The organism is Streptomyces antnestii (assembly GCF_004005495.1).
Lineage (GTDB): Bacteria > Actinomycetota > Actinomycetes > Streptomycetales > Streptomycetaceae > Streptomyces > Streptomyces antnestii.
On the sequence record NZ_RZYA01000003.1, the window covers coordinates 416,984 to 441,371 of the forward strand.

Here is a 24,388-nt window from a genome sequence, read left to right on the forward strand (position 1 = left end):
TTTGTGCACGCTGACACAGTCAGTGTGCGGGAGTGGTCGACGCGAGGAGGAGAGTGCGCACGTGGACGCAGAGCTGACGAACAGGAGCCGGGATGCGATCAACGCGGCCACGAGCCGGGCCGTGGCCGGCGGGCACGCGGACCTGACGCCCGCGCACCTGCTGCTTGCCCTGCTCGAAGGCCAGGAGAACGAGAACATCACCGACCTCCTGGCGGCCGTCGAGGCAGACCAGGCGGCCGTACGGGCCGGCGCCGAGCGGGTGCTCGGCTCGCTGCCCAGCGTGACCGGGGCGACCGTGGCGCCGCCCGCGCCCAACCGGGAACTCCTCGCGGTCGTCGAGGACGCGGCCCGGCGCGCCAAGGAGCTCGGGGACGAGTTCCTGTCCACGGAGCATCTGCTGATCGGCATCGCCGCGAAGGGCGGCGCCGCCGGAGACGTACTGACGGAACAGGGCGCGAGCGCCAAGGCGCTGCTCGCCGCCTTCGAGAAGAGCAGGGGAGGGCGCCGGGTGACCACACCCGACCCCGAGGGCCAGTACAAGGCCCTGGAGAAGTTCGGCACCGACCTCACCGCCGCGGCGCGCGAGGGCAGGCTCGACCCCGTCATCGGACGGGACCACGAGATCCGGCGCGTCGTGCAGGTGCTGTCGCGCCGCACCAAGAACAACCCCGTCCTGATCGGTGAGCCCGGCGTCGGCAAGACCGCCGTCGTCGAGGGCCTCGCCCAGCGCATCGTGAAGGGCGACGTCCCGGAGTCCCTGCGCAACAAGCGCCTGGTCTCCCTCGACCTCGGCGCGATGGTCGCCGGCGCGAAGTACCGCGGCGAGTTCGAGGAGCGCCTGAAGACCGTCCTCTCCGAGATCAAGGAGAGCGAGGGGCAGATCATCACGTTCATCGACGAGCTGCACACGGTCGTGGGCGCGGGCGCCGGCGGCGACTCCGCCATGGACGCGGGCAACATGCTCAAGCCGATGCTCGCGCGCGGCGAGCTCCGTATGGTCGGCGCGACCACCCTTGACGAGTACCGCGAGCGCATCGAGAAGGACCCCGCCCTGGAGCGCCGCTTCCAGCAGGTCCTCGTCGCCGAGCCGACCGTCGAGGACTCGATCGCGATCCTGCGCGGCCTGAAGGGCCGGTACGAGGCCCACCACAAGGTGCAGATCGCGGACTCCGCCCTCGTGGCCGCCGCCACGCTCTCCGACCGGTACATCACCTCCCGCTTCCTGCCGGACAAGGCCATCGACCTCGTGGACGAGGCCGCGTCCCGGCTGCGCATGGAGATCGACTCCTCGCCCGTCGAGATCGACGAGCTCCAGCGCGCCGTCGACCGGCTGCGGATGGAGGAGCTGGCGCTCGACAAGGAGACGGACCCGGCCAGCAAGCAGCGCCTCGACAAGCTGCGGCGCGACCTCGCCGACAAGGAGGAGGAGCTGCGCGGCCTCACCGCCCGCTGGGAGAAGGAGAAGCAGTCCCTCAACCGCGTCGGTGAGCTGAAGGAGAAGCTCGACGAGCTGCGCGGCCAGGCCGAGCGCGCCCAGCGCGACGGCGACTTCGACACCGCCTCCAAGCTGCTGTACGGCGAGATCCCCGCCCTGGAGCGGGACCTGGAAGCCGCCTCGGAGGAAGAGGCCGAGGCGGAGGCGTCCAAGACGGCCACCATGGTCAAGGAGGAGGTCGGCCCCGACGACATCGCCGACGTCGTGGCGGCCTGGACCGGCATTCCCGCCGGGCGGCTCCTGGAGGGCGAGACGCAGAAGCTGCTGCGCATGGAGGACGAGCTGGGCAAGCGCCTGATCGGGCAGACCGAGGCCGTCCGCGCGGTCTCCGACGCAGTGCGCCGCACGCGCGCAGGGATCGCCGACCCCGACCGGCCCACCGGCTCCTTCCTCTTCCTCGGCCCGACCGGCGTCGGCAAGACCGAGCTGGCCAAGGCGCTCGCCGACTTCCTGTTCGACGACGAGCGGGCCATGGTCCGCATCGACATGAGCGAGTACGGCGAGAAGCACAGCGTCGCCCGGCTCGTCGGCGCGCCTCCCGGCTACGTCGGATACGAGGAGGGCGGCCAGCTCACGGAGGCCGTGCGCAGGCGCCCGTACAGCGTCGTGCTGCTCGACGAGGTGGAGAAGGCGCACCCCGAGGTCTTCGACGTCCTGCTCCAGGTGCTCGACGACGGGCGGCTCACCGACGGACAGGGCCGCACGGTCGACTTCCGGAACACGATCCTGGTGCTCACCTCGAACCTGGGCAGTCAGTTCCTGGTCGAGCCCCTGACCAGCGAGGACGAGAAGAAGCAGCAGGTCCTGGAAGTGGTGCGGGCCTCCTTCAAGCCGGAGTTCCTGAACCGCCTCGACGACCTCGTCGTCTTCTCGGCGCTCGACAAGGCCGAGCTGGAGCGGATCGCGAAGCTGCAGATCGACCGGCTCGCCAAGCGGCTCGCCGAGCGGCGCCTCACGCTCCAGGTCTCCGACGAGGCCCTGGCCTGGCTCGCCGACGAGGGGAACGACCCGGCGTACGGGGCGCGGCCCCTGCGGCGGCTCGTGCAGACCGCGATCGGCGACCGGCTCGCGAAGGAGATCCTCTCCGGCGAGGTCACGGACGGCGACACGGTCCGCGTGGACTCCTTCGGGGACGGCCTGATCGTGGGCCGCGCCACCGGCAAGACGCTGTAGCCACAGGCGCTGTGGTCACGGGCGTGTAGTCGCGGCGCTGTAGTCGCGAACGCTGGGGTCACCGGCCGGAAAGCGGGAACGCGTAGGGGGTGGTGGGGACACCGCCCCCTCGCTCCGCGTGCCGTCCGCGCTCACCCGGAGGGCCGGATCCTGTCAGCCGGAAGCGGACAGTGCCGTCGGGGCTTGCCATTCCCCGCCCATCCTGGGGGAGGATGGCGGCATCCATACGAAGGGACCAAGCACGTGAGCATCGACCCGTCCTCGATTCCGAACTTCGGGGGACAGCCCCAGCAGCCGCAGGGCGAAGGACCGGCGGGCCCCGTCGTCCCCGACCAGGACCTCGTGAAGCAGCTCCTGGAGCAGATGGAGCTCAAGTACGTCACCGACGAAGAGGGTGACCTCGCGGCTCCGTGGGAGGAGTTCCGCACGTACTTCATGTTCCGCGGCGAGGACGACCAGCAGGTCTTCTCGGTGCGGACGTTCTACGACCGCCCCCACGACCTCGAGACCAAGCCGGCGCTCCTCGAGACCATCGACGACTGGAACCGCCGCACCCTGTGGCCCAAGGTCTACAGCCACACCCACGACGACGGCACGGTCCGCCTCATCGGTGAGGCCCAGATGCTCATCGGCACGGGCGTCAGCCTGGAGCACTTCGTCTCGTCGACGGTCAGCTGGGTGCGCGCCGCGATCGAGTTCGACCGCTGGCTCGTCGAGCAGCTCGGCCTGGAGCAGGCCGTGGACTCCGCCGTCGAGGACGAGAAGCCGTCCGACGACGAGTAGGCATACGACGACGGGACACGTTCCGTACCCGTACGTCATCGAGAGCCCGGTCGCGTGCCCATCGGCGCGCGGCCGGGCTTTTCGGCTTTCGCCTCAATTGCCCCACACGGCACACCAGTTGAGTAACCGTTCAACACTGTGTCGAGGCACCGGATGCCGCCTTCCCCGGCCATGTATCGAACAATTCAAGCCTTGATGGCCGCCAGAGCCCCTTTCGGCGCGGCTGACCACGGGCCACTATGGGAAGGAGGTGGGTCTGCGCCGCGGGGCCGCGAGCGGGAGCCGACAGGGGGAAGTTAGACGTGAGGACTTCTACGACTGACATCGAGACCGGACTCGTCGATCTCAGCCGTCGGGGCCTTCAGGAGGCCATGGCACTGAGGGACCCGCTGCTGTCGGAGGCACAGGACGCCCTGCTCGAACATCTGATGGAGGACGCCGTCGGACAGGTCGTCTCCGGCGGGCAGGACAGCCCGTACTTCAGCGAGCGACAGCACGGTGGCACAGCCCCGCACGAGCCGCGTCACGAGCATGGGCCGCCCGCGCCGGCCTCCCCGTGTCACCTCCCCGAGGAGCCCGACCGGCCTGCCGTGCCGTGCTGACGCGGCACCACGTGCCCGTCGCCGACCTGGAGGACATCGCCGGCGGGCGTGTCACCGCGCCCGCCGGGACCCGTATCGAGGCCGCCGAGCGCAGCCGCCGCATGCTCATGCTGCGCGCCCTGGCCGACGCGGAGCACGCGGCGCCGGGGCACGGCGGTCCGCTGCCTCCTCTGCCGTACGCCTTCGACCTGCTGGCCCGCGCGGAACAGCGCGACCCGGAGGCGGTGGCGCGTGTGCTCGGGCATCCGCCGGTCGGGGTCTGGGCGGTCCGCCTGCTCGGGCGCCTGCGGGGCGGCGCCGGGCCCCGGCCGGGGGAGCCACCCCTGTGGCGGGAAGCCGGCTACGCGCACGCGCTCGCCGCGGCGGCCGCGCTGCGAGCCGGACTTCCCGCGCGCGTCCGCGTGCCCGCCCGTGCGGGCAAGGTGATCCTGCCGACGGTGGGGCACGCCGTACTGGACGACGCCTCCGGCGAACACGACGTCGCCACGCTTGAGACGGACGGGCGCGGCACGGCCCGCGTCACGCTCGGCCCGCACGCCGTCGAACTGCCCGCCGCCCCGCACCTGCCCGCCCCCGGCTGGCACCCCGCACGCCTGCTGAGCTGGGCCCCGCGCGAGCCGGGACCCGGCGTCCTCCTCGACGACGCCGACCCCTACCGCGACTTCCGCTCCCCCTGGCCGCCCCCGGCCCCGGTCGCCGACGCGGAGTCGGGCCTCTGGCAGCGCCACCTGCACGACGCCGCGCACCTGCTCACGACCCGGCACCCGGACGCGGCGGGCGCGGCGCGGCTCGTCCTGAACTCGCTCGTGCCGCTGCCGGGCATGCCCCGCTTCCGCACCTCCAGCGCCTCCTACGCCGAGGCGTTCGGCAGTGCCCTGGTCTCCCTGCCGCGCGACGCCGTCGACTTCGCGGTCACGCTCGTCCACGAGACACGGCACTCCGTGCTCAACGCCCTCAGCCACCAGATCCCGCTCGTCGACCGGGCCACGGGCGGACCCCACGCGGACGCCCTGCTGTACGCGCCCTGGCGCACCGACCCGCGCCCGCCGTGGGGTCTGCTGCACGGCGCGTACGCGTTCACGGGCGTCGCCGACTTCTGGCGTACCGAACGGCACGCCCTCACCGGCCCCCGTGCGGACCTCGCGCATTTCGAGTTCGCCGTGTGGCGCGACGCGGTGGCCATCGCGCTGCGCACGCTGGCCGACCAGTCGGGACTCACTCCGTGGGGCCGCCGGTTCGCCGACGGGATGGTGCGCCAGACTGCTTCGTGGGCCGACGAGCAGGTGCCGGCCGGCGCCCTCGCCCCGGCCCTGGACGAACTGGCCGATCTGCGGGCCACCTGGTGCAGCCACAACCTCGTGGCGGACCCGGCCGCGACGCGGCGGCTCACCGAGCTCCGGCTCGACGGCGGAACCGGCGACGAGGCGACGGCGCCGCCGTCCCGGGTACGCGCCGACGGCCCGCCGCGGCTGCCGGAACTCCGGTGCGAGCTACGGCGGATGCTGCTCGCCGACGGCGGCACGTTCGCCCCGGACACCCGCGCGCGCCTGTCCGGCGTGGAGCGGGCCCCGGACCTGCTCGAAGCGGACCTGTGCCTGCTGCGCGGCGGCCCGGGGAGCGCGGCGCGGGCGGTGGATCGCTACCGCGCGGTCCTCACCGCGGCCCCCGGGACCCGCGCGGCCTGGGCCGGTCTCGGCCTGGCCCTCGCGGCGGCGGGCGAGCACACCCCCGCCACCGCCCTGCTGCACCGCCCGGAACTGGTGCGGGCGCTGGCCCTCGACACCCGGAGCCGGGACGGGCGGCTGCCCGACCCCGTGGACCTGGCGCACTGGACCGCCCGCCTGCCCGGTCTCACCGGACCGCTCGTGACGGGCCTCCAGGGCGCCTGACCAGCCTGACCGGTCCCCCGGACGAGCTCAGAGGATCAGCGGGTCGATGTCGCAGTTCGCCGTCCTGCCGTCCGCGGCGGCCAAGGTCGCCGGGTGGGCCTCGCCGAGCGTGAGCAGGTAGCGCTGGACCGTGTCCGCGTGCAGTTCGTCCGCCTCGTCGTCACGCTGGAGCTGCCGCAGCCCGAGCGCGAGGTTGACGGCGGTGGCGAGGGTGAAGGGGTGGTCCTCGCCGAGGACGCTGCGGCACAGGCCGAGCGAACTCGTGCCGAGTTCCACCGACGCCTGCATCTCGCCCAGCTCGTACAGGTCGGCGACGAGGTTCGCGGTGCAGGCCAGGGTGTTCGGGTGCTCCTCGCCGAGTGATTCGGTCAGCTGCGCCCGTGCGGTCATGTCGCTCTCGCGGGCCTCCTCGGTCCGCCCGGCCAGGCGCAGGCAGATCGCGTGGTTGACGCGCGCCGCGACGGTGTGCGGATGCCGTGCGCCGAGCAGTGCCTCGAATCCCTCGTACCCCTGCTGCCCGAGTTCGAGCGCCCGGTCGAGGTCGCCGGTGTTCGACACGTCGAGCGCGTGCGAGACCAGTGCGTTCACCGTCTGCGGGTACAGGTCGCCGTAGCGGGTGCGGAACATGGTGAGGGCCCGGCCGGAGAGGTCGAGGGCCACCTCGTGGTCACCGGCGTGCCGCTCGGTCACCGACCGGATCCGGGCCGCGGACATCGTGTTCGGGTGGGTGTCGCCGACGGTGGCGCGGAAGCGCTCCTCGACCTCCCGTGCCTGGTCGCGCGCCGCCAGGTACTCGCCGCCCTCCTGGAGGTCGAACGTCACGGCCGCCATGGTTCCCAGGGTCGACGGGGCGTTCTCGCCGAGTTCCTCGGCCTTGCGGCTGTGTGTCATGCGGTCGAGCACGAGGGCCGCCCGGAAGTGCCCGATGCACCGCAGGTTCAGCGCGTGCCGGTGGGCGCTGAGGAGGGTGGACGGGTCGTTGGGCCCGAAGAGGCGCTCGCTCGTTTCGTAGGCGTGCTTGTCGAGTTCGAGCGCGGCCTGGAAGTCGCCGCGCAGCCGCAGGTCCCAGGCGAGCATGCTGGTGATCTCGAGGGTCGACTCGTGCTCGGGGCCGAGGACCTCGGTCATGCCGGCCAGGGTGCGCTGGTCGAGTTCGTACGCCTCCGCGTAGCGGCCCAGGATGCGCAGCGCGTTCGTGTAGAGCCTGGCCGCGTTGAGGACGTACTCCGCGGTGTCCCCGTCGGACTCGCGCCAGGTGGTGTACGTCTCCCGGGCCAGGTCGAGCGAGCCCTCGTGGTCGCCCCAGGCGAACATGTACTGGATCTCGTTCAGGACGAGTTGACGTACCCAGGGGTCCTTGGACTCGACGGCACGGCTGTTGAGGACGTGCGGCAGCAGGTCGCCGTACTGCTTCCACTGGTGGGACGCCGTGGGCTCGTCGGGGTCGAACTTGGCGAGCAGCCGGTGGGCGCCGCCGCGCATCTGCGACTTCAGCGGCTCCGACATCTGGGTGATGAGGACGCGCTGGACCAGTCGGTGCAGCTGGATCGTGTTGGTGTTGTGGTTGATGCGCGCGAGGGCGTACCGGTTGATCTCGCGGATGGCGCGGCCGAGCCGGATCGGGTCGCTCAGTGCCGCGTTGAGCTCGGGGGGTACGGGGGCGTCGCGGACGCCGGTGAGCAGACGCCGGGAGATGGGCTCGGGCGCGAAGAAGGCGCACACCTGGAGGAGTTGGAGGGCTGCGGGGTGGTTCTTGCGCAGCCGGTCGAGGGAGACGTTCCAGGCCGCCGCGACCGACAGCGGGTAGTCCACGGGCGGGTCGCTGAGCATCAGCTCGTTGGCCTGCTGCTCGAACATGCGCAGGTATTCGTCCGCGGGCATGCCGGTCTCGGCGAGCCATACGGCCGCCTGCTCGATGCCGAGCGGCAGGTCGCCCAGTGTCTCGGCGAGCCGGTCCGCGGTCTCGTCGTCGAGGCCAGGGGCTCTCAGCTGGAGCAGCGACCGGCTCTCCTCGCGGGTGAACACGTCGACTTCCAGAGGGCGCGCCGACGTCGTCCACTGGGCGTTCCGGGAGGTGACGAGGATGCGGCCGGGGCCGTTGGTCGGGAAGAACTCCCGTACGGATTCCGGGTCTTCGGCGTTGTCGAAGATGAGGAGCCAGTTCTTGAACGGCTCGCCGATGCGCAGGGCCTCGATGACGGCCGGTACCGCGGTGTTCGCCTCGCCGCTGCCGACGTTCAGGCCGAGCCGGCCCGCCAGCTGGACGAGGAACTGCCGGATCTGCTGCGGCTGTTCGGCGGGGATCCACCACACGATCTGGTACTCGTGCAGGTGCCGGTACACGTATTCGACGGCGAGCTGGGACTTCCCCACTCCGCCCATGCCCTGGAGCGCCTCGGGGAGCACGGCCGTGGTCCCTTCCTGGAGCCTGCGGTGCAGGTCCTCCAGGAGCTGGACGCGGCCGGTGAAGGCACGGTTGCGGGGCGGGACGTTGCCCCAGACGGGGGGCGGCTTCTGCAGCGCGTCACCCCTTGACCCGGCCTGGGTGGACTGCAAGCCGCTCACTACTTCGACCCCTTCTTCGTGATCTTCGCTGCCGGTGTCCGGCGGGGCGGTGGGCTCGGCCCCATCGCCCGACTGACTGGGTTCCTCGGAGGCCGGGGCCACCGGGGGTGGAGGTTCGTCGCTGTCGAGGCGTGCCTCAAGCTCCCGGGCGGCGGTCGCGTGCGGTCCGGCCATGGCCGCGAAAGCGGGCAGAATAGACGAAATCCACGGCCGTAAGCCTTCCATGTCGACACTGGTCGCGCGCTGCGGCTCGCGGAGAAGGGTCACCCCTTCCCCGTACACCGGTGCCGCGACAGCCAGATGACCGAGGGCGAGCGTGAGCGCGCGGGCCGTCTCGCCGCGCGTCCCGTCGGAGAGCAGTTCGCGTCGCACGCCCTCGTCGAATTCCAGCTCGACGCCCGGCCCGGCGACTTCCTCCGGGCCGCTTTCCGCGCGCCGCAGCAGCCCGCTCAGCAGCAGCTCCGCCACGTGCCAGTTCCGCGCCCCGGGGATCAGCCCCTCCTGGAGCACGCGCAGCACGTCGAGGTTGAGCGGGACGGCCGCCGAGACGCGGGCCAGGTGGTAGGCGGTGGGGGAGAGCTGGGCCCGTACGGTCTTGACCTGGACGTCGGGGGGCAGCGCGGCGGCGGGCCTGCGCGCGACGGCGCCCTCGTCGCCGGGTGTCCGGTCCAGGACGCGCACCGTGTAGCCGCCCCGCGTGTCGTGCGCGAGGAAGCGGGCGAGGCCGCCGATCCCCTCGGGCGTCAGCGTCACCACAGGCAGCCGCAACCCGTCGGCTGTGTCCGGTGCGTCGTCCTCGATGGTGGGCAGGACCAGGCCCACGGACTCGGCGGTCCAGGCGCTGTTGGGCGCCGCGGGGTGCGGGCTGGTCAGCCGGAGCGTGCTGGTCCGCGTGCCCGCCCTGGCCCACACGTGCTCCGGCAGGACGTGCACGATCGCGACGGGCATCGTGCGGGCCCACCGCGCCAGCCTGCGCCGCGCGCTGCCGTCACCCCAGTGGTCGGCGTGCAGATCGGTGAGGACGAGGACCAGATGCCGGCCGGCGCTGTCCCCGAGGGGCCCGCCCTTACCGTCCTCCTGCCAGCGCACGGTCCGTACGTCGCGGAAGGCGCCCGAGCAGTGCAGGGTCTCCGCGAGGCGTTCCGCGGTGTGCGACCACAGCCGCATCGAGTCGCCCGAGTCCACCAGGAGCGTCACGGTCAGCCGGCGTTCCTGGCCCGGCTCCAGCTGGGGCAGCCAGATGCCGGTCTCGGCGTGCAGCTCTGCGGTCGCCTCCTCGTTCAGGACGACCCGGCCCGGGGACGCGACGCGCCGCTTCAGCGGCCTGAGCGCCTTCTCGATCTCCCGCGAGCGGTCGAGCGCGAAGCCGTTGCCCAGGCTCATCAGGAGCGAGTCCACATGGCCGCCGGGATCCAGGTCCGGCGGCGTCGGCCCGGTCGGCGGCGCGGGCCGCTCCACGGGTTCCTCGACGGGCTCCGGTACGGGGCCGTCGAGGTCCTCGGGGCGTGGCCGCTCCGCCTCGGGCGCTTCGGGCAGCTCGGCCGGCGGGCTGGGCCGTGGCCTTGCGAGCTGGGCGTCCCTCAGCCGCAGCCACCGCTGCGCGGCCAGCCACAGGACCTCGCCGGCCTCGTACCAGTGCGGCTGCGGGGACGCCTCTGCCGGCGGCGCGGCACCCGGCCCGATACCGTCACCCGCCACGCCGCCGTGGAAGGGCGACCGGTTCATCCAGTGCCGACCTCGTCGAGCCGTCGCCACAGTGCGTGCAACAGCGTGCTCATGGACCCCTGGCCGGGGCCCGCGGGGGTGGTGCGCAGGAACTCCGAGTTGAGGAGCTGGTCCGCGGCGAGCGATCCGCCGGTCCTTGCGTGGCTGAGGAAGTCGCGGATCATCTCCGTCCGTCCCTCGTCGCCCTGCGACAGCTGGGCCGCCAGCATCGCGGCGAGCTGCCCCGCGTCGGGCGCGGGCAGGTCGAGGTAGAGACAGCGGCGCAGCAGGGCGGGCGGCAGCGTGCGCTCGCCGTTACTGGTGATCACGACGACGGGGAACGCGGCGCAGCGCACATGGCCGTGGTGGATGACCGCGGTGCCGTCCGGGTCGTCCGTGTGCACCTCGGCCTCCGGGAGCCTGGACCGTACGCGGGCCAGCTCGGGGATGCGGAACTCGCCCTCTTCGAAGACGCTCAGCAGGTCGCCCGCCAGGTCCGTGTCGGACTTGTCGAACTCGTCGACGAGCAGGACGCGCGGTGTCGCACGGGGCAGCAACGCCGTGCCGAGCGGGCCGAGTTGGACGTAGTCACCGAGGTTGTTCAGGCCGTCCGGGTCGGCTGCCGGGCCGTCGGGGGCGCCGGGTCCGGAGCCGCGCAGGGCGCCGCGGGTCGCCGCCTCCTGCACTCTGCCGATGGCGTCGTAGGCGTACAGGCCCTCTTTGAGGGAGCTGCGGCTCGTGATGGACCAGCGCAGGACGCGGCCGAGGGAGAGTTCGCGGCTGATGCAGTGGGCGAGGCTCGACTTCCCGATGCCGGGAGGGCCCGCGACGATCAGCGGCCTGCGCAGGAACAGCGCGGCGTTGACGAGATCGAGTTCCTGCTCCGACGCGGTCCGCACGACGGGGCCGTCGGGCGGGCCGAGGCGGCGGGTGAACTCGTCCTCGTCGCCCGGTGGCGGATCGGTGATCAGGGGTGCGCCGGTGAAGCGGCGCCAGGGCGGCGGCGGGGGTAAATCGCGGGACACGGGGCCCTCGGTGCGGGGCCTCGCCGTGCCTCGGTAGATGCGCCAGGCGCCGGGATCGGCCGCCGCGCCGTCGGCCTGTCCCGGAACGTGCGGATCCCTGTCGGCCATCGACCGTTCCCCCTCACCCTGGTTCGCGCCCGGTCGGTGCACGTCCGTACTCCCCAACCCTGCGCGCCCGAACACCTGGTTGGTAGCTGAGTTGCTGTCAACTTGCCGATTCCGGCACTTCGGGCAGTCGGCTCGGATCGTCCCACAGCACAGCGATGTGAGAGTCGACGGAACCCTCCCGCCCATCGTCGCGTGTTCCGGGAGAGAAGCGCAAGCGCGTCACCGTCTCCAACAGGTCGTCCCAGGCGCCCGTTCGGGCGACTCTGTGGAGTTCCTCGTGCTCGGCGTCGCCGAGGGGCCCCTGGTGAGCCCAGAGCAGCACCGGCAGGCCCGCCTGGAGGCCCAGCGTGAGCTCGCTGAGCCCGTGTTCCTCGTCGGGTGACGAGCCCAGGGTCATCAGCACAATGGCCGGATTGTGCTTCAACTTGGCGTAGAGCGCCTGCTGTTGGGACCCCGCGCCGGTCTCGCACCGGTGCACGTGCCCCGCGCGCCCGCCCCTGAGCACCTCCCAGCGCGCGTTCCACACCCGGTGGACCTGGCGTGCCTCCATGCGCTCCAGGCTGCGTATGACGACCTTGTAGTCCATGCCCAGCGGAGGGGTGTACGGGGCCGACTCGCCGAGCCCCGGCTGGCGCATCACGAAGGGGCTGGTCCGGGTCCAGTCCTCCACCGGCGTGTTCGCCATCGCCAGGGACAGGATGAACTCCACGACGATGCCGCCGTGGTGGTTGCGCAGCCGCTCCTCCTCCCGGTCGACGAGGGTGGCGACCCACTCGGGGACCTCGGTCAGACGCAGCTCGCGGTCGTCCCGCTGACGCGGCTCCCACGCGTTGCCCGTACTGGTCCAGCAGGTGAGTGCGACACGATCGGGTGACTCGGTCAACGGCTGGAGCCGGATCACCAGAAAGGCTTCACGGCCCCGGTCTCTTCGCCAGCTCCCGGTGGTCGCGCGCAGGGCGTCGAGCATGCGCCGGCCCTCGGGTCCCGCGCCGGCCAGGGAGTGGACGTGGCCGCTGAGCCAGACCCTGAGCGGGTCGCCGCTCTCCGGGCCGACCAGGGAGGCCAGTTCGTGCAGGAAGCGCACGCTGCGCGGGATGCCGTCCGACGGGACGTTGCACTGCTCCAGGAGCTCGTACGCCTCGCGGGCCGTCCGGGTCGTCTCCGGCAGCGGCCCGAAGCTGTCGCCCGCCACATGGCAGAACAGATCGGCGAGTTCGGGCACGCTGCGCCGGTCGAGCCCGCTCAGGAGCGGGTCGAGGCCGGCCCGGTGCGCGGGGTCGCCGGCCGGCGGCAGGGGCGCATCCACGAGCGTGGCCGCCTGGAGCGAGGCCAGGTCGTCGCCGGACAGATACCTGACGGCCTCGACGAGCCGCGCCAAGCCCTGGGGCACGGTGGCGAACACCCTGACCATCTCGACGATGTGCCGCTTCTTGTCGGGGTGCTCGACGACGGACAGGCGCTGCCCGAGCCGCTGCAGCGCCCCGTCCACGACCAGGCGGCGGGCGTGCCGGTCCTCCAGGACCGTCACCCGCATCAGCGCCTCCACGAGCTGTTCCTCGTTCGCGGGACGGTCCGGGTACCCGGGCGGGTACTCAGACATCGTCATGGGAACGCTCGCGCCGCCGGGTGTCACCCGCCGGACGGTCGTGCGTAGTCGGTCGAACCACTTCCACGTGTCCCCCTCACGCGTCACGCGGCAACGGTCGTTAACATCGCCGCCCGAGCCAGCAAGGGTATGCCGAAGAGCCGCGCGTGGGTACGGCATTGACCGACCGATCCGGATCACGCCGGTTCCGGGCGGCCGCTCAGGCGGTCAGCTTCTTGAGGCGGGCGACCGCCTCCTCGAGTACCGGGACCTGCTTGCAGAACGCGAACCGTACGAAGGGCGCGCCCGCGTCACGGTGGTCGTAGAACACCGCGTTCGGGATGGCGACGACGCCCGCGCGCTCCGGCAGCGCGCGGCAGAACGCGAAGCCGTCGCTCTCGCCCAGCGGGCGGATGTCGGTGGTGACGAAGTACGTGCCCGCGGGCCGGAACACCTCGAACCCGGCCGCCGCGAGGCCGTCCGCGAGGAGGTCCCGCTTGAGGCTCATGTCGGCACGGAAGGCGTCGAAGTACGTGTCCGGCAGCGCGAGCGCCTCGGCGACCGCGTACTGGAAGGGGCCGGCGGAGACATAGGTGAGGAACTGCTTGGCCGAGCGGACCGCGGTGACGAGCTCGGGCGACGCGGTCACCCAGCCGACCTTCCAGCCGGTGAACGAGAACGTCTTGCCGGCCGACCCGATCGTCACCGTGCGCTCGCGCATGCCGGGCAGCGTGGCGAGCGGGATGTGCGCGGCGTCTCCGAACGTCAGGTGCTCGTACACCTCGTCCGTGATCACCAGGAGGTCGCGCTCGACGGCGAGTTCCGCGATCGCGGTCAGTTCCTCGCGGGTGAGGACGGTGCCGGTCGGGTTGTGCGGGGTGTTGATCAGGAGGAGGCGGGTGCGGTCGGTGACGGCGGCGCGCAGCTCGTCCAGGTCGAGCCGGAAGCCACCCGCTTCGGTGTCGGGGCGCAGGGTGACGGGGACGCGCGTGCCGCCCGCCATCGCGACGCAGGCCGCGTACGAGTCGTAGTACGGCTCCAGGGCGACGACCTCGTCGCCGGGTTCCACCAGGGCGAGGAGCGCGGCGGCGATGGCCTCGGTGGCGCCGGCCGTGACGAGGACCTCGCGGTCCGGGTCGAAGGCCAGGCCGTAGCGGCGCTCCTGGTGGGCCGCGATCGCGGTGCGCAGCTCGGGGACACCGGGGCCCGGCGGGTACTGGTTGCCGTGACCCTCGCGCAGCGCCCGTACGGCCGCCTCGCGGATCTCCGCGGGGCCGTCCTGGTCGGGGAAGCCCTGGCCGAGGTTGATGGAGCCGGTCGCCGTGGCCAGCGCGGACATCTCCGCGAAGATCGTCGTGCCGAACTCGGCGAGGCGGCGGTTGAGGAGAGGACGCGCGCTGGAGGTCATGGCGGCCATCCTGCGCCGAACCTCTGGAGTTCCTCAACTCTGCTTTGGGGTGGTGCGGGCCCGGGCATCCCCGAGGCACGCCCGACGGGACCGGCTCGGGGGCGTTTCGGGGGAACGAGAGGAAGGTGAGGGCCTTGATCGTGGGAGCCATCATCTTTGTCGTGGTGATCGTGGGAATCGTCGTGGCCGTGTCGTCCGCGGGCGGCTCCGGACCACGTAAGAACAAGACGTCACTGAGCAAGGGCCGGCCGTCCGCGGGGCGCCGGACGGGCAGCTCCAGCTCCGGCCGCAGCTCCGGGTCCGGCTCAGGGGACAGCTGGTGGGCCGGGGGCGGCGCGGCGGGCGGCTCCTCCTGCTCGTCCTCGTCGGGCGGCTCCGGGGGCCACGGGCACTCCTGCGGCGGCGGGCACTCCTGCGGGGGCGGCAGCTCCTGCGGCGGTGGGTCCTCGTGCGGCGGCGGGGGCGGGTGCGGCGGCGGCAACTGAGCGCGCCACCGGGACACGTACGGCCCACAGGGAGACGGCTGACACGGGGCAGCCGGTCCGCGTGGGCCGTACGTATGAGGGAACGTATGCGGAATGTGTGCGGAGCCGCCGGGAGTTGATCCGGTGCCATATGCGCCTGGAACGGTCCGGTGTGCGCGAAACGGTACGCAAGTTGCCCGGAGAAGTTGAACAGTTGAGCTGTGGGGTCCCCGGAGGGGATGGAAACCATGCGAAGTTGGGTAAAAACGCTGTGGCGGCCCCACCGTTCATGATTCCCTCTTAACCGTCAAAGCGGCCCTCGTACGTTCTCGTGGGCACGTGCCGGCCTCCCCTTTCAGCGCCGGCCTCACCTCCTTTGCGTGTTAGCGGAGCCGACCCATGCTCACGACCCTGAACACCGCCTACACCGACACGCGCGCGGACGATCTGGCCTGGGCCCTGGGCCGCGAACCGCTGCCCGCGCTCGCCACGTTGGAACTCGAACTCGAGGGCGCCCAACTGCAGTTGAGGCTCCTCGGTGCCTCGCACCAGGTACTCCTGGAGGAGGAGCAGGGCAGCTGCTCCGAGACCGTCGCCTGTATCCCCGGCAGCAGCACCCCGCTGCCGCTCGGCGTCGCCAAGCGCCTGGGTGACTGGGAGTACGAGTTCGCGGCGCACGTCGAGAACCTCTCCGAGGGCTCGTTCGCGGGCCGCGCGCAGGAACTCCTCGCGCTGGTGTCCGACCATCCCAACGGCCTCGCCGGGGTGTTCCCCGGCAGCCCGCACGCCTTCACCGCCCTGCTCGCCCACCGCAAGGGGGGCCAGGTGCACTGGCGCACCTGGCACGCCTATCCGCAGGAGGGCCAGCTGGTCGTCACCAGGACCCGGGTGGGGGTGCGCGCCCCGGCCGCGGCGCGGTGACGCCCATGCGTCCGACCGCCCACTTCCACACGTGTGGGTGACGGGGCGGAGTTGTGCGGTGACGTAGCGTTCCCAAGGTGATCGAGCCGCGCACCCCCCTCCCGTCCGGCGTCCCGCCCGCCCGGAGCGAAGAGGGCAGGGCCCCCCTCCCCGTCACACCGGGGACGGGGCGGTTCCTCGTGCTCGCGGGCGTCTTCCTCTGCGCCGCCTGCGGACTCGTGTACGAGCTCGAACTGGTCGCCCTCGCCTCGTATTTGATCGGCGACTCGGTCACCCAGGCGTCCGTCGTGCTGTCCGTGATGGTCTTCGCCATGGGCATCGGCTCGCTCGCCGCCAAGCGGCTGCGGATGCGGGCCGCCGCCGGGTTCGGCGCGGTCGAGGCGGCCCTCGCGCTGGTCGGCGGGTGCAGCGCGATGGCGCTCTACGCGGCGTTCGCCTGGACCGGCGACTGGGGCGGCTCCTGGGCGGGCGGCTCGCGCTATCTCCTCGTCGGGTTCTCCCTCGCCATCGGGGTGCTCATCGGCGCCGAGGTGCCCCTCCTGATGGTCCTCATCCAGCGGATCAGACGGCAGGACCCGGGCGGCGCCGTCGCCGACCTGTTCGCCGCCGACTACGTGGGCGCGCTCGTCGGCGGGCTCGCCTTCCCCTTCCTGCTGCTGCCGATGCTCGGCCAGCTGACGGGCGCCCTGCTCACCGGCGCGGTCAACGCGCTCGCGGGCGGCGCCCTCGTCCTCGGCCTGTTCCGCCGTGACCTCACACGCCGGGGCCGCTGGACGCTGCTCGTGGCGAACCTTCTCGTCCTCGGCCTGCTCGCCTCCGCCGCCGCCCTCGTCGACGACTTCGAACGCGCCGCCCGGCAGGCCATGTACGGCAACGACGTACGGGTCGCCGTCCAGACCGGCGCACAGGAGATCGTCCTCACCGGCGGGAAGCACGCGCCGCTCGACCTCTTCCTCGACGGGCGCCTGCGCGTCAGCGGCCGTGACGAGCGGCGCTATCACGAGGGGCTGGTGCGGCCCGCGATGGACGGGCCGCACGCGCGCGTGCTCGTGCTCGGCGGCGGTGACGGCCTCGCCGCCCGCGAAGTGCTGCGCTTCCCCGGGGTGCGGCGCGTGGACATCGTCGACATCGATCCGGGCGTCGTACGCCTCGCGAGAAACGATCCGGCGCTCAGCGCGCTCAACGGACATGTCTACGGCGACCCGCGCGTGCGGACCACCACCGCGGACGCCTTCCGCTGGCTGCGCGGCCCGCACACCCCGTACGACGTGGTCGTCTCCGATCTGCCCGACCCCGGGATCACGGCCAGCACGAAGCTGTACTCGCAGGAGTTCTACGGTCTCGTCGCCCGGGTCCTCGCCCCGGACGGGCGGCTCGCCGTGCACGCCGGGTCCCTGTCGTCGCGGCCCCGGGTGTTCTGGACGGTCGAGACGACCCTGCGGGCGGCGGGCCTGGGCACGGTGCCGTACTGGGTGGGCACGGGTGCCCCGCCGGCCCCGGGCGGGCGGGGGCACGGGGCGTGGGACCGGCTCACCGGCATCGCCGACGGGCCCGACCGGACGCTCGACGGGACACGGGCGCCGGGCGACTGGGGGTTCCTGCTCGCCGGGCTGCGCCCGCCGCTCGCCGAGGTCGTGCCGTGGGAGCAGGAGCGAGCGGCGGAGCGGTCCCGTATGACGGGGCTCGCGCCCTCGACCCTCGTGCATCCGCGGTACGCCGACTGACGGGGCGGGCCCGCCGAACACGGGACGTGTGGGGCCGGGCGTGGGTAGGCTCGGGCGGCATGGAGCATGAGGTGTTCGTTCCGGTCCCGGCGGAGTCGTTGCGCGGCGCCCTCGCGGCGCCCGAGTTGGTGGCCAGGGCGGTGCCGGGCCTTCAGCGGGAGGCCACCGGCGACGGCGGCCGCCTGAAGCTCCGCATCGGCGGCCACACCATCACCTACCGGGGCTCCCTGCGCGTCACCGAGACGGAGACCGGGGCGTTCGCGGTCGAGGGCGACGGCACCGAGGCGCGGGGCACGGGGTCGGTGAAGTTCACGGTGACGGTACGGGTGGCCGCGGAGTCCGGCGGCTCGAAAGTCACCTTCACGGCGTCGGGCAGCGGGGACGGCCGCGTGGCCGAACTCCCGGACGACGCCGTGGAGTCCGCGGTACGGCGTCTGCTGAGCCGGTTCGCGGAAGCGCTCGGCACGGTGGCGGAGCCGGGGAGCGACGACGCGGGCGGCGCCTCCGCCGACGTCGCCGAAGAGGACGCCGAGGACGAGCGCGAGCGGGAGTACGAGGGCGAGTACGAGGCCGAGACCGACGACGAGACCGATGACGGGATCGATGACGGGATCGACGACGGCGGCTCGCTCTTCGAGACCGAGATCCCGCCGCCCTCCCTCGCCCCCTTCGCCGACCTGGAGCCGGAGCCGGGCCCCGGCCTCGACGGCGAGCCGCCCGCCGAGGCCGCCCACGCGCGCCGCACCATGATCGGCCGCAGCGCCGAGGAGGTCGACCACGCGCCGCCGCGCGGCCGGTACGCCCCGGTGCCCGCGCCCGAGACCACCTCGACGGCCGACACGCTGCGCTGGGCCGCCCCCGCCGCGGCCGTCGTGGTCGCCTCGGCGATCGTCGTCAGCCGGATCCTGCGGCGCAGGCGCTGAGCGGAAGGTGCCACGGGCCCGGACCAAAAGTAGGGTCGGCCCCGTGACTACCCAGGAAACGACGCTGACCGCGGGCGACGCGGAAGTGACCGTGCAGCCGGGCAACGGCTGCCGCGTGAGCAGCCTGCGGATCGGCGGCACCGAGCTGCTCCGGCAGGGCGCGAAGTACGGCTGCTTCCCGATGGTGCCGTGGTGCGGCCGCATCAGGGACGGCAGGTTCATGGACGGCGGACGGACGTACCAGATGCCGCTGAACTCGCCGCCGCACGCCATCCACGGCTTCGCCCGCGACGCCGAGTGGACGACCGCCCGCACGGGCGAGGACGAGGCCGTCTTCACGTACGACCTCGCCGAGCCCTGGCCCTGGACCGGGCGGGTCACCCAGCTCGTGCGCCTGACCGGGGACTCGCTCACGCTGACGCTCGGCATCGAGACGTACGGCGACTCGTTCCCCGCGCAGGCCGGCTGGCACCCGTGGTTCAACCGGACCCTCGACGGCAGCGACGCGCAGCTCGACTTCGCGCCCGCCTGGCAGGAGGAGCGCGGCGACGACCACCTGCCCACCGGCAAGCGGATCGACCGCACGGACGGCCCCTGGGACGACTGCTTCGGCATGCCCGACGGCGTGGACGTCACCCTGACCTGGCCCGGACGCCTCGAGCTGAAGGTCGCGAGCCGTGAGCAGTGGGCCGTGGTCTACGACGAGCAGGAGGCCGCCGTGTGCGTGGAGCCGCAGACCGGCCCGCCGGACGGCCTGAACACGCTCCCGCGCCTCGTCACCCCGGTCGATCCCCTGGAGGCGTCGACCACCTGGACGTGGCGAGCCCTCTGAGGGAGAGCCTTAAGCTCGTAGCCATGACGAACGACGTGCGCGACGCGCTTCTCCAGCAGATCAAGGACAAGGCCGTGGTGCACGGCAAGGTCACGCTGTCCTCCGGTCTGGAGGCTGACTACTACATCGACCTGCGCCGCATCACCCTCGACGGTGAGGCCGCCCCGCTCGTGGGCCAGGTCCTCCTCGACCTGACCGCGGACCTCGACTTCGACGCCGTGGGCGGCCTGACGATGGGCGCCGACCCGGTCGCCGGCGCCATGCTGCACGCGGCCGCCGCCCGGGGCGAGCGCCTCGACGCGTTCGTGGTCCGCAAGGCCGCGAAGGCGCACGGCATGCAGCGCCAGGTCGAGGGCCCGGACATCAAGGGCCGCCGCGTCCTCGTCGTCGAGGACACCTCCACCACGGGCGGCTCCCCGCTCACCGCCGTCGAGGCCGTGCGCGCGGCGGGCGCCGAGGTCGTCGGTGTCGCGACGATCGTGGACCGCGCGACCGGCGCCGCCGAGAAGATCACCGAGGGTGCCGGGGTGCCGTACCTGTTCGCGTACGGCAAGGACGAGCTCGGCCTCGACTGACGTCTCCGCACTGCGGTCCGGAACGTCTGGAAAGATGGTGGCGACGATGACGTCGCCACCAAGGGCCGCAGGCCCCTAGGTCAGGGTCTGACAGCACACACCCGCACATCCCAAGGAGCGGACACATGCCCATCGCAACCCCCGAGGTCTACGCCGAGATGCTGGACCGGGCGAAGGCCGGCAAGTTCGCCTACCCGGCCATCAACGTGACCTCCTCGCAGACTCTGAACGCTGCGCTGCGCGGCTTCGCGGAGGCCGAGAGCGACGGCATCATCCAGATCTCCACCGGTGGTGCGGAGTTCCTGGGCGGCCAGTACAACAAGGACATGGTGACCGGCGCGGTCGCCCTCGCCGAGTACGCGCACATCGTCGCCGCGAAGTACGACACCACGGTCGCGCTGCACACCGACCACTGCCCCAAGGGCAAGCTGGACGGCTACGTCCGCCCGCTCCTCGACATCTCCGCCGAGCGCGTCAAGGCCGGCCGCGACCCGCTGTTCCAGTCGCACATGTGGGACGGCTCCGCCGAGACCCTCGCGGACAACCTCGCCATCGGCGAGGAGCTGCTCGCGAAGGCCGCCGCCGCGAGGATCATCCTCGAGGTCGAGATCACCCCGACCGGCGGCGAGGAGGACGGCGTCAGCCACGAGATCAACGACGAGCTGTACACCACGGTCGACGACGCGCTGCGCACCGCCGAGGCCCTGGGCCTGGGCGAGAAGGGCCGCTACCTGCTCGCCGCGTCCTTCGGCAACGTGCACGGCGTGTACAAGCCGGGCAACGTCGTCCTGCGTCCGGAGCTCCTCAAGGACCTCCAGGAGGGCGTCGGCGCCAAGTACGGCAAGAAGTCCCCGTTCGACTTCGTCTTCCACGGCGGCTCCGGCTCCACCGAGCAGGAGATCGCGACGGCCCTGGAGAACGGCGTCGTGAAGATGAACCTCGACACCGACACCCAGTACGCCTTCACGCGCCCGGTCGCGGACCACATGTTCCGCAACTACGACGGCGTCCTGAAGGTCGACGGCGAGGTCGGCACGAAGTCGCAGTACGACCCGCGCACCTGGGGCAAGGCCGCCGAGGCGGGCATGGCCAAGCGCGTCACCGAGGCCTGCGGGAACCTGCGCTCCACGGGCACGCGCCTGAAGTAGGCGTTCCCGGACGAACAGGACGAGGGCCCGGCCCCCTTCACGGGTGCCGGGCCCTAGGGCTTGTCCGGCGGGTCATGGCCGGGGTCGCGCCCTGATCCGCCGGACAAGCCCTAGTCATGCCCGCACGGCAGGTCATGGCGCAGACTGGAACCCATGAGCCTTCACGAGAACCTCCTCGGGGGACCGCCCCCGACCATGCTTCCCGACGACCCCGAGCCGCGTGAGCTGCTCGCGAACGGCACGGCGACCGCCGACGTCGCGGCGAAGTACCCGAAGTCCTCCCTCGCCTGGGCGCGGCTCGCCGACGAGGCGTTCGAGCGTGGCAGCGTCGTCGAGTCGTACGCGTACGCCCGTACCGGCTACCACCGTGGTCTCGACGCGCTGCGCCGGGCCGGCTGGAAGGGCCACGGCCCGGTGCCGTGGGAGCACGAGCCGAACCGCGGCTTCCTGCGCGCCCTGCACGCCCTCGCGCGCGCCGCGGAGTCCATCGGTGAGCAGGACGAGTACGAGCGCTGCAGCCAGTTCCTCAAGGACTCCTCGCCCGCCGCGGCCCAGACCCTGGGCTAGCTCTCCGCGCTTTGTGAGGCCCGCCCGTGGTGATGTGACCGGGCGGGCCTTGCCGTTTCGGGGCACCATTGCGGAGGATGCCGGTGGGGACCGGGGCCCCCGTGCCGGAATTCGGCAGGGGCGGACCGCTACCCGGAGTACGTTCAAGGAGACAGCGATGTCCCAGCAGGCTCACGAGACGAACGAGCCCGAGACGCCGTATCTCGACTTCCAGGGCACCACCCCCTACGAGGACTACGTCCAGGCCGATGTCCTCACCCACCTCCAGCACACCCGCTCCGACGACCCCGGAGAGATGGTCTTCCTGGTCACGACCCAGGTGATGGAGCTGTGGTTCACGGTGATCGTGCACGAGTGGGAGACCGCCGCGCGGTCCCTGCGCGCGGACGACGTGCCCACCGCGGTGGCCGCCCTGAAGCGGTCCGTGCGCGAACTCGACGCGCTGAACGCGTCGTGGCGCCCGCTCGCCCAGCTGACGCCCGCGCAGTTCAACTCCTACCGGTCCGCCCTCGGCGAGGGCTCCGGCTTCCAGTCGGCTATGTACCGCCGCATGGAGTTCCTGCTCGGCGAGAAGTCCTCCTCCATGCTGGTCCCGCACCGGGGCGCCCCGCGGGTGTACGCGGAGCTGGAGAAGGCCCTGGAGGAGCCGAGCCTGTACGACGAGGTGCTGCGGCTCCTCGCCCGCCGCGGGCACGCCGTCCCGCAGGCGGTCCTGGAGCGGGACGTGGCGCTCAGGTACGAGCCGTCCCCCGAGGTGGAGGCCGTGTGGACCGCGCTGTACGCCGGTGACGAGAGCGACGAGCTCGCCCGTCTCGGCGAGGCCCTGACCGACGTCGCCGAGCTGGTGTGGCGCTGGCGCAACGACCATCTGGTGGCGACCCGCAGGGCCATGGGCGCCAAGACGGGCACGGGCGGCTCCGCGGGCGTGGCCTGGCTGGAGAAGCGCGTGCAGAAGAACGTGTTCCCCGAGCTGTGGACGGCGAGGTCCCATGTCTGAGCACCTCGCTGTGAAGGCCGGTGAGCTGGACGCCGCCGACGACCTGGGCAAGCTGCGCGAACTCTTCGTCCTCGACGACGTCGTCTACCTGGACGGCAACTCGCTCGGCGCGCTCCCCGCGCACGTGCCGGGGCGCGTCGAGGACGTCGTGCGCCGGCAGTGGGGCGAGCTGCGCATCCGCTCCTGGACCGAGTCCGGCTGGTGGACGGCGCCCGAGCGGATCGGCGACCGGATAGCGCCGCTGGTGGGCGCGGCGCCCGGCCAGATCGTGGTCGGCGACTCGACCAGCGTGAACGTGTTCAAGGCGCTGGTCGGCGCCGTGCGCCTGGCCGGTGAGGGACGCGACGAGATCCTCGTGGACGCGACGACGTTCCCCACCGACGGGTACATCGCCGAGTCCGCCGCCCGGATGACGGGGTGCACGCTGCGGCCCCTGACCCCGGCGGAGGTCCCGGGCGCGCTGAGCGACCGTACGGCCGCCGTCCTCCTCAACCACGTCGACTACCGCACGGGCCGTCTGCACGACCTGCCCGCCCTGACCGCCGCCGTGCGCGCGGCGGGCGCCGTGTCGGTGTGGGACCTGTGCCACAGCGCGGGCGCCCTGCCGGTCGGGCTCGACGCGCACGGGGTCGACCTCGCGGTCGGCTGCACGTACAAGTACCTGAACGGCGGCCCCGGTTCGCCCGCGTACCTGTATGTGCGATCCGGTCTGCAGAGCCGTTTCGACTCGCCGCTGCCCGGCTGGAACTCGCACGCGGAGCCCTTCGGGATGCGGCCGTCGTACGAGGCGGGGGACGGCGCGGTACGGGGCAGGGTCGGCACCCCCGACATCCTGTCCATGCTCGCCCTGGAGGCGTCGCTCGACGTCTGGGACGGGGTCCCGGTCGAGGCGGTGCGCGCCAAGTCGCTCGCCCTGACGGACTTCTTCCTGGAGTGCGTCGGGGCGTACGTGCCCGCGGGGCGCGTCGAGTCGGTGACGCCGGCGGCGCACGCCGAGCGCGGCAGCCAGGTCGCGCTGCGGTGCGACGACGCGGGCGCGGTCATGGAGCGGCTGATCGCGGCGGGTGTGGTCGGTGACTTCCGCGCCCCGGACGTGCTGCGGTTCGGCTTCACGCCGCTGTACCTCGGGTTCGCCGAGGTGGAGCGGGCGGCGCGGGTCCTCGCGGATCAGCTGACGGTGTAGACGCCCGCTTCCGCCGCCGCCACGGCGGCGTCGGCGGCCCGGTCCGCGTCGGCCTCGGTCGGCGCGGACCCGGCCGTCAGGAGCTGGTAGTAGAGGGGCGCGGACACGGCGCGCACGACGGCGGCCGGGTCGGTGCCGAGCCTCAACTCGCCGCGCCGGACGGCCTGTTCGACGCAGGGTGCCCACTCGTCGACCCGAACGTCGTAGAAGCGGCGCAGGGCCGAAGCGGTCCTCTCGTCGCCGGCCGCCGCCGCGATGACGGCACGGAACAGGGCGCCCTGGCGGGGGTCGGCCAGGGTCCGGCGCACCAGCCGGGCGTTGGCCCGCAGGTCACCGCGCAGGGTGCCGGTCTCCGTGCGCGGCAGCGACTGCTCGGCCATGTCGGCGAGCAGATCGGCGACGAGGCCCGTCACCGAGCCCCAGCGCCGGTACACCGTCGTCTTGCCGACCTCCGCGCGCCGGGCGACGTCCGCCAGGTCGAGGTGGGCGAAGCCCTGTTCGGCCAGTACGTCGCCGGCGGCGTCGAGGACGGCGGCGCGGACGCGGGCCGTGCGCCCGCCGGGGCGGACGGTGCCGGGTTCGGCCCGGCCGGGCTCTGCTTTGCCGGGCTCTGCTTTGCCGGGCCCTGCTTGGTCGGGCTCTGCTTGTTCGGGCATGCGCCCCAGAGTAACGGCACAGGGGAACCGTTTACCCGGTCACGGTGTGTGTCCACCCACG

Annotated in this window: 19 protein-coding genes; 14 read left to right on the forward strand and 5 right to left on the reverse strand. The window is 72.6% G+C overall.

The genetic code is table 11. From position 1 onward, the window contains the following. Window positions 1-61 precede the first annotated feature (61 nt). The 4 genes from clpB to EOT10_RS09870 all read left to right on the forward strand — a co-directional run bounded on the left by clpB (window position 62) and on the right by EOT10_RS09870 (window position 5,942). A complete protein-coding gene (clpB, locus tag EOT10_RS09855; RefSeq protein ID WP_127827715.1) occupies window positions 62-2,668 on the forward strand; it encodes an ATP-dependent chaperone ClpB in 2,607 nt (868 codons plus the stop codon). Window positions 2,669-2,911: 243 nt separating this feature from the next. After that, window positions 2,912-3,451, forward strand: coding sequence for a type III secretion system chaperone family protein (locus EOT10_RS09860; RefSeq protein ID WP_127827716.1), 540 nt, complete (start codon window positions 2,912-2,914; stop codon window positions 3,449-3,451). Between the two features lie 371 nt (window positions 3,452-3,822). Next, window positions 3,823-4,053 (forward strand): hypothetical protein, encoded by a 231-nt coding sequence (locus tag EOT10_RS09865; RefSeq protein ID WP_127827717.1) that lies wholly within the window; start codon window positions 3,823-3,825, stop codon window positions 4,051-4,053. Beyond that, window positions 4,047-5,942 carry an HEXXH motif domain-containing protein gene (locus tag EOT10_RS09870; RefSeq protein ID WP_189491374.1) on the forward strand — a complete coding sequence of 632 codons (1,896 nt, stop codon included), beginning with the start codon at window positions 4,047-4,049 and terminating at the stop codon, window positions 5,940-5,942. The genes EOT10_RS09865 and EOT10_RS09870 overlap by 7 nt, the downstream gene beginning before the upstream one ends. 27 nt (window positions 5,943-5,969) lie before the next feature. Here the strand turns inward: EOT10_RS09870 and fxsT are convergent, their stop codons facing one another. From fxsT to EOT10_RS09890, 4 genes are all read right to left on the reverse strand, one after another. After that, the gene (fxsT, locus tag EOT10_RS09875) at window positions 5,970-10,232 is read right to left on the reverse strand and encodes an FxSxx-COOH system tetratricopeptide repeat protein (protein WP_127827719.1); all 4,263 of its coding nucleotides are present in this window, start codon (window positions 10,230-10,232) and stop codon (window positions 5,970-5,972) included. After that, on the reverse strand, window positions 10,229-11,344 hold the full coding sequence (locus EOT10_RS09880; protein WP_127827720.1) for an AAA family ATPase: 1,116 nt from the start codon (window positions 11,342-11,344) through the stop codon (window positions 10,229-10,231). Before EOT10_RS09880 ends, fxsT begins: the two co-directional genes overlap by 4 nt. A 97-nt stretch (window positions 11,345-11,441) precedes the next feature. Beyond that, on the reverse strand, window positions 11,442-12,950 hold the full coding sequence (locus EOT10_RS09885) for a VMAP-C domain-containing protein (protein WP_127827721.1): 1,509 nt from the start codon (window positions 12,948-12,950) through the stop codon (window positions 11,442-11,444). 199 nt (window positions 12,951-13,149) lie between these two features. Continuing rightward, on the reverse strand, window positions 13,150-14,346 hold the full coding sequence (locus EOT10_RS09890) for a pyridoxal phosphate-dependent aminotransferase (RefSeq protein WP_127827722.1): 1,197 nt from the start codon (window positions 14,344-14,346) through the stop codon (window positions 13,150-13,152). 125 nt (window positions 14,347-14,471) lie between these two features. Here EOT10_RS09890 and EOT10_RS09895 point away from each other — a divergent pair, with 125 nt between their 5' ends. The 10 genes from EOT10_RS09895 (at window position 14,472) to kynU (ending at window position 23,671) form a co-directional block, all read left to right on the forward strand. Next, complete coding sequence (locus EOT10_RS09895; RefSeq protein WP_127827723.1) at window positions 14,472-14,822, forward strand: hypothetical protein; 351 nt, start codon at window positions 14,472-14,474, stop codon at window positions 14,820-14,822. A 378-nt stretch (window positions 14,823-15,200) separates the two neighbouring features. Then, a complete protein-coding gene (locus EOT10_RS09900) occupies window positions 15,201-15,722 on the forward strand; it encodes a DUF2617 family protein (protein ID WP_127827724.1) in 522 nt (173 codons plus the stop codon). Window positions 15,723-15,799: 77 nt separating this feature from the next. Continuing rightward, entirely contained in the window at window positions 15,800-17,446 is a 1,647-nt protein-coding gene (locus EOT10_RS09905) for a polyamine aminopropyltransferase (RefSeq protein WP_127827725.1), read from the forward strand. A gap of 59 nt (window positions 17,447-17,505) precedes the next feature. Next, window positions 17,506-18,369: an SRPBCC domain-containing protein gene (locus EOT10_RS09910; protein WP_127827726.1), complete on the forward strand. Its 864-nt coding sequence runs from the start codon at window positions 17,506-17,508 to the stop codon at window positions 18,367-18,369. 43 nt (window positions 18,370-18,412) lie between these two features. Further along, entirely contained in the window at window positions 18,413-19,201 is a 789-nt protein-coding gene (locus EOT10_RS09915; RefSeq protein ID WP_127827727.1) for an aldose epimerase family protein, read from the forward strand. Window positions 19,202-19,224: 23 nt separating this feature from the next. After that, window positions 19,225-19,776 carry an orotate phosphoribosyltransferase gene (gene pyrE, locus EOT10_RS09920; protein WP_127827728.1) on the forward strand — a complete coding sequence of 184 codons (552 nt, stop codon included), beginning with the start codon at window positions 19,225-19,227 and terminating at the stop codon, window positions 19,774-19,776. Between the two features lie 125 nt (window positions 19,777-19,901). After that, window positions 19,902-20,924 (forward strand): class II fructose-bisphosphate aldolase, encoded by a 1,023-nt coding sequence (fbaA, locus tag EOT10_RS09925; protein WP_127827729.1) that lies wholly within the window; start codon window positions 19,902-19,904, stop codon window positions 20,922-20,924. 153 nt (window positions 20,925-21,077) lie between these two features. Then, window positions 21,078-21,491, forward strand: a complete 414-nt coding sequence (locus EOT10_RS09930) for a DUF3151 domain-containing protein (protein ID WP_127827730.1) — start codon at window positions 21,078-21,080, stop codon at window positions 21,489-21,491. Between the two features lie 157 nt (window positions 21,492-21,648). Beyond that, a complete protein-coding gene (locus EOT10_RS09935; RefSeq protein WP_127827731.1) occupies window positions 21,649-22,488 on the forward strand; it encodes a tryptophan 2,3-dioxygenase family protein in 840 nt (279 codons plus the stop codon). Then, window positions 22,481-23,671, forward strand: a complete 1,191-nt coding sequence (kynU, locus tag EOT10_RS09940) for a kynureninase (RefSeq protein WP_127827732.1) — start codon at window positions 22,481-22,483, stop codon at window positions 23,669-23,671. The genes EOT10_RS09935 and kynU overlap by 8 nt, the downstream gene beginning before the upstream one ends. Here kynU and EOT10_RS09945 read toward each other — a convergent pair. Next, window positions 23,656-24,327, reverse strand: coding sequence for a TetR/AcrR family transcriptional regulator (locus EOT10_RS09945; protein WP_127827733.1), 672 nt, complete (start codon window positions 24,325-24,327; stop codon window positions 23,656-23,658). The genes kynU and EOT10_RS09945 overlap by 16 nt on opposite strands. Window positions 24,328-24,388 lie beyond the last annotated feature (61 nt).

Bases quoted from the DNA above. Each gene is read 5' to 3' on its own strand.
- fbaA (WP_127827729.1), top strand. From the start codon at position 19,902: ATGCCCATCGCAACCCCCGAGGTCTACGCCGAGATGCTGGACCGGGCG.
- EOT10_RS09880 (WP_127827720.1), bottom strand. From the start codon at position 11,344: ATGGCCGACAGGGATCCGCACGTTCCGGGACAGGCCGACGGCGCGGCG.
- EOT10_RS09885 (WP_127827721.1), bottom strand. From the start codon at position 12,950: ATGACGATGTCTGAGTACCCGCCCGGGTACCCGGACCGTCCCGCGAAC.
- EOT10_RS09865 (WP_127827717.1), top strand. From the start codon at position 3,823: ATGGCACTGAGGGACCCGCTGCTGTCGGAGGCACAGGACGCCCTGCTC.
- pyrE (WP_127827728.1), top strand. From the start codon at position 19,225: ATGACGAACGACGTGCGCGACGCGCTTCTCCAGCAGATCAAGGACAAG.
- EOT10_RS09935 (WP_127827731.1), top strand. From the start codon at position 21,649: ATGTCCCAGCAGGCTCACGAGACGAACGAGCCCGAGACGCCGTATCTC.
- EOT10_RS09910 (WP_127827726.1), top strand. From the start codon at position 17,506: ATGGAGCATGAGGTGTTCGTTCCGGTCCCGGCGGAGTCGTTGCGCGGC.
- EOT10_RS09900 (WP_127827724.1), top strand. From the start codon at position 15,201: ATGCTCACGACCCTGAACACCGCCTACACCGACACGCGCGCGGACGAT.
- EOT10_RS09890 (WP_127827722.1), bottom strand. From the start codon at position 14,346: ATGGCCGCCATGACCTCCAGCGCGCGTCCTCTCCTCAACCGCCGCCTC.
- kynU (WP_127827732.1), top strand. From the start codon at position 22,481: ATGTCTGAGCACCTCGCTGTGAAGGCCGGTGAGCTGGACGCCGCCGAC.
- EOT10_RS09930 (WP_127827730.1), top strand. From the start codon at position 21,078: ATGAGCCTTCACGAGAACCTCCTCGGGGGACCGCCCCCGACCATGCTT.
- fxsT (WP_127827719.1), bottom strand. From the start codon at position 10,232: ATGAACCGGTCGCCCTTCCACGGCGGCGTGGCGGGTGACGGTATCGGG.
- EOT10_RS09945 (WP_127827733.1), bottom strand. From the start codon at position 24,327: ATGCCCGAACAAGCAGAGCCCGACCAAGCAGGGCCCGGCAAAGCAGAG.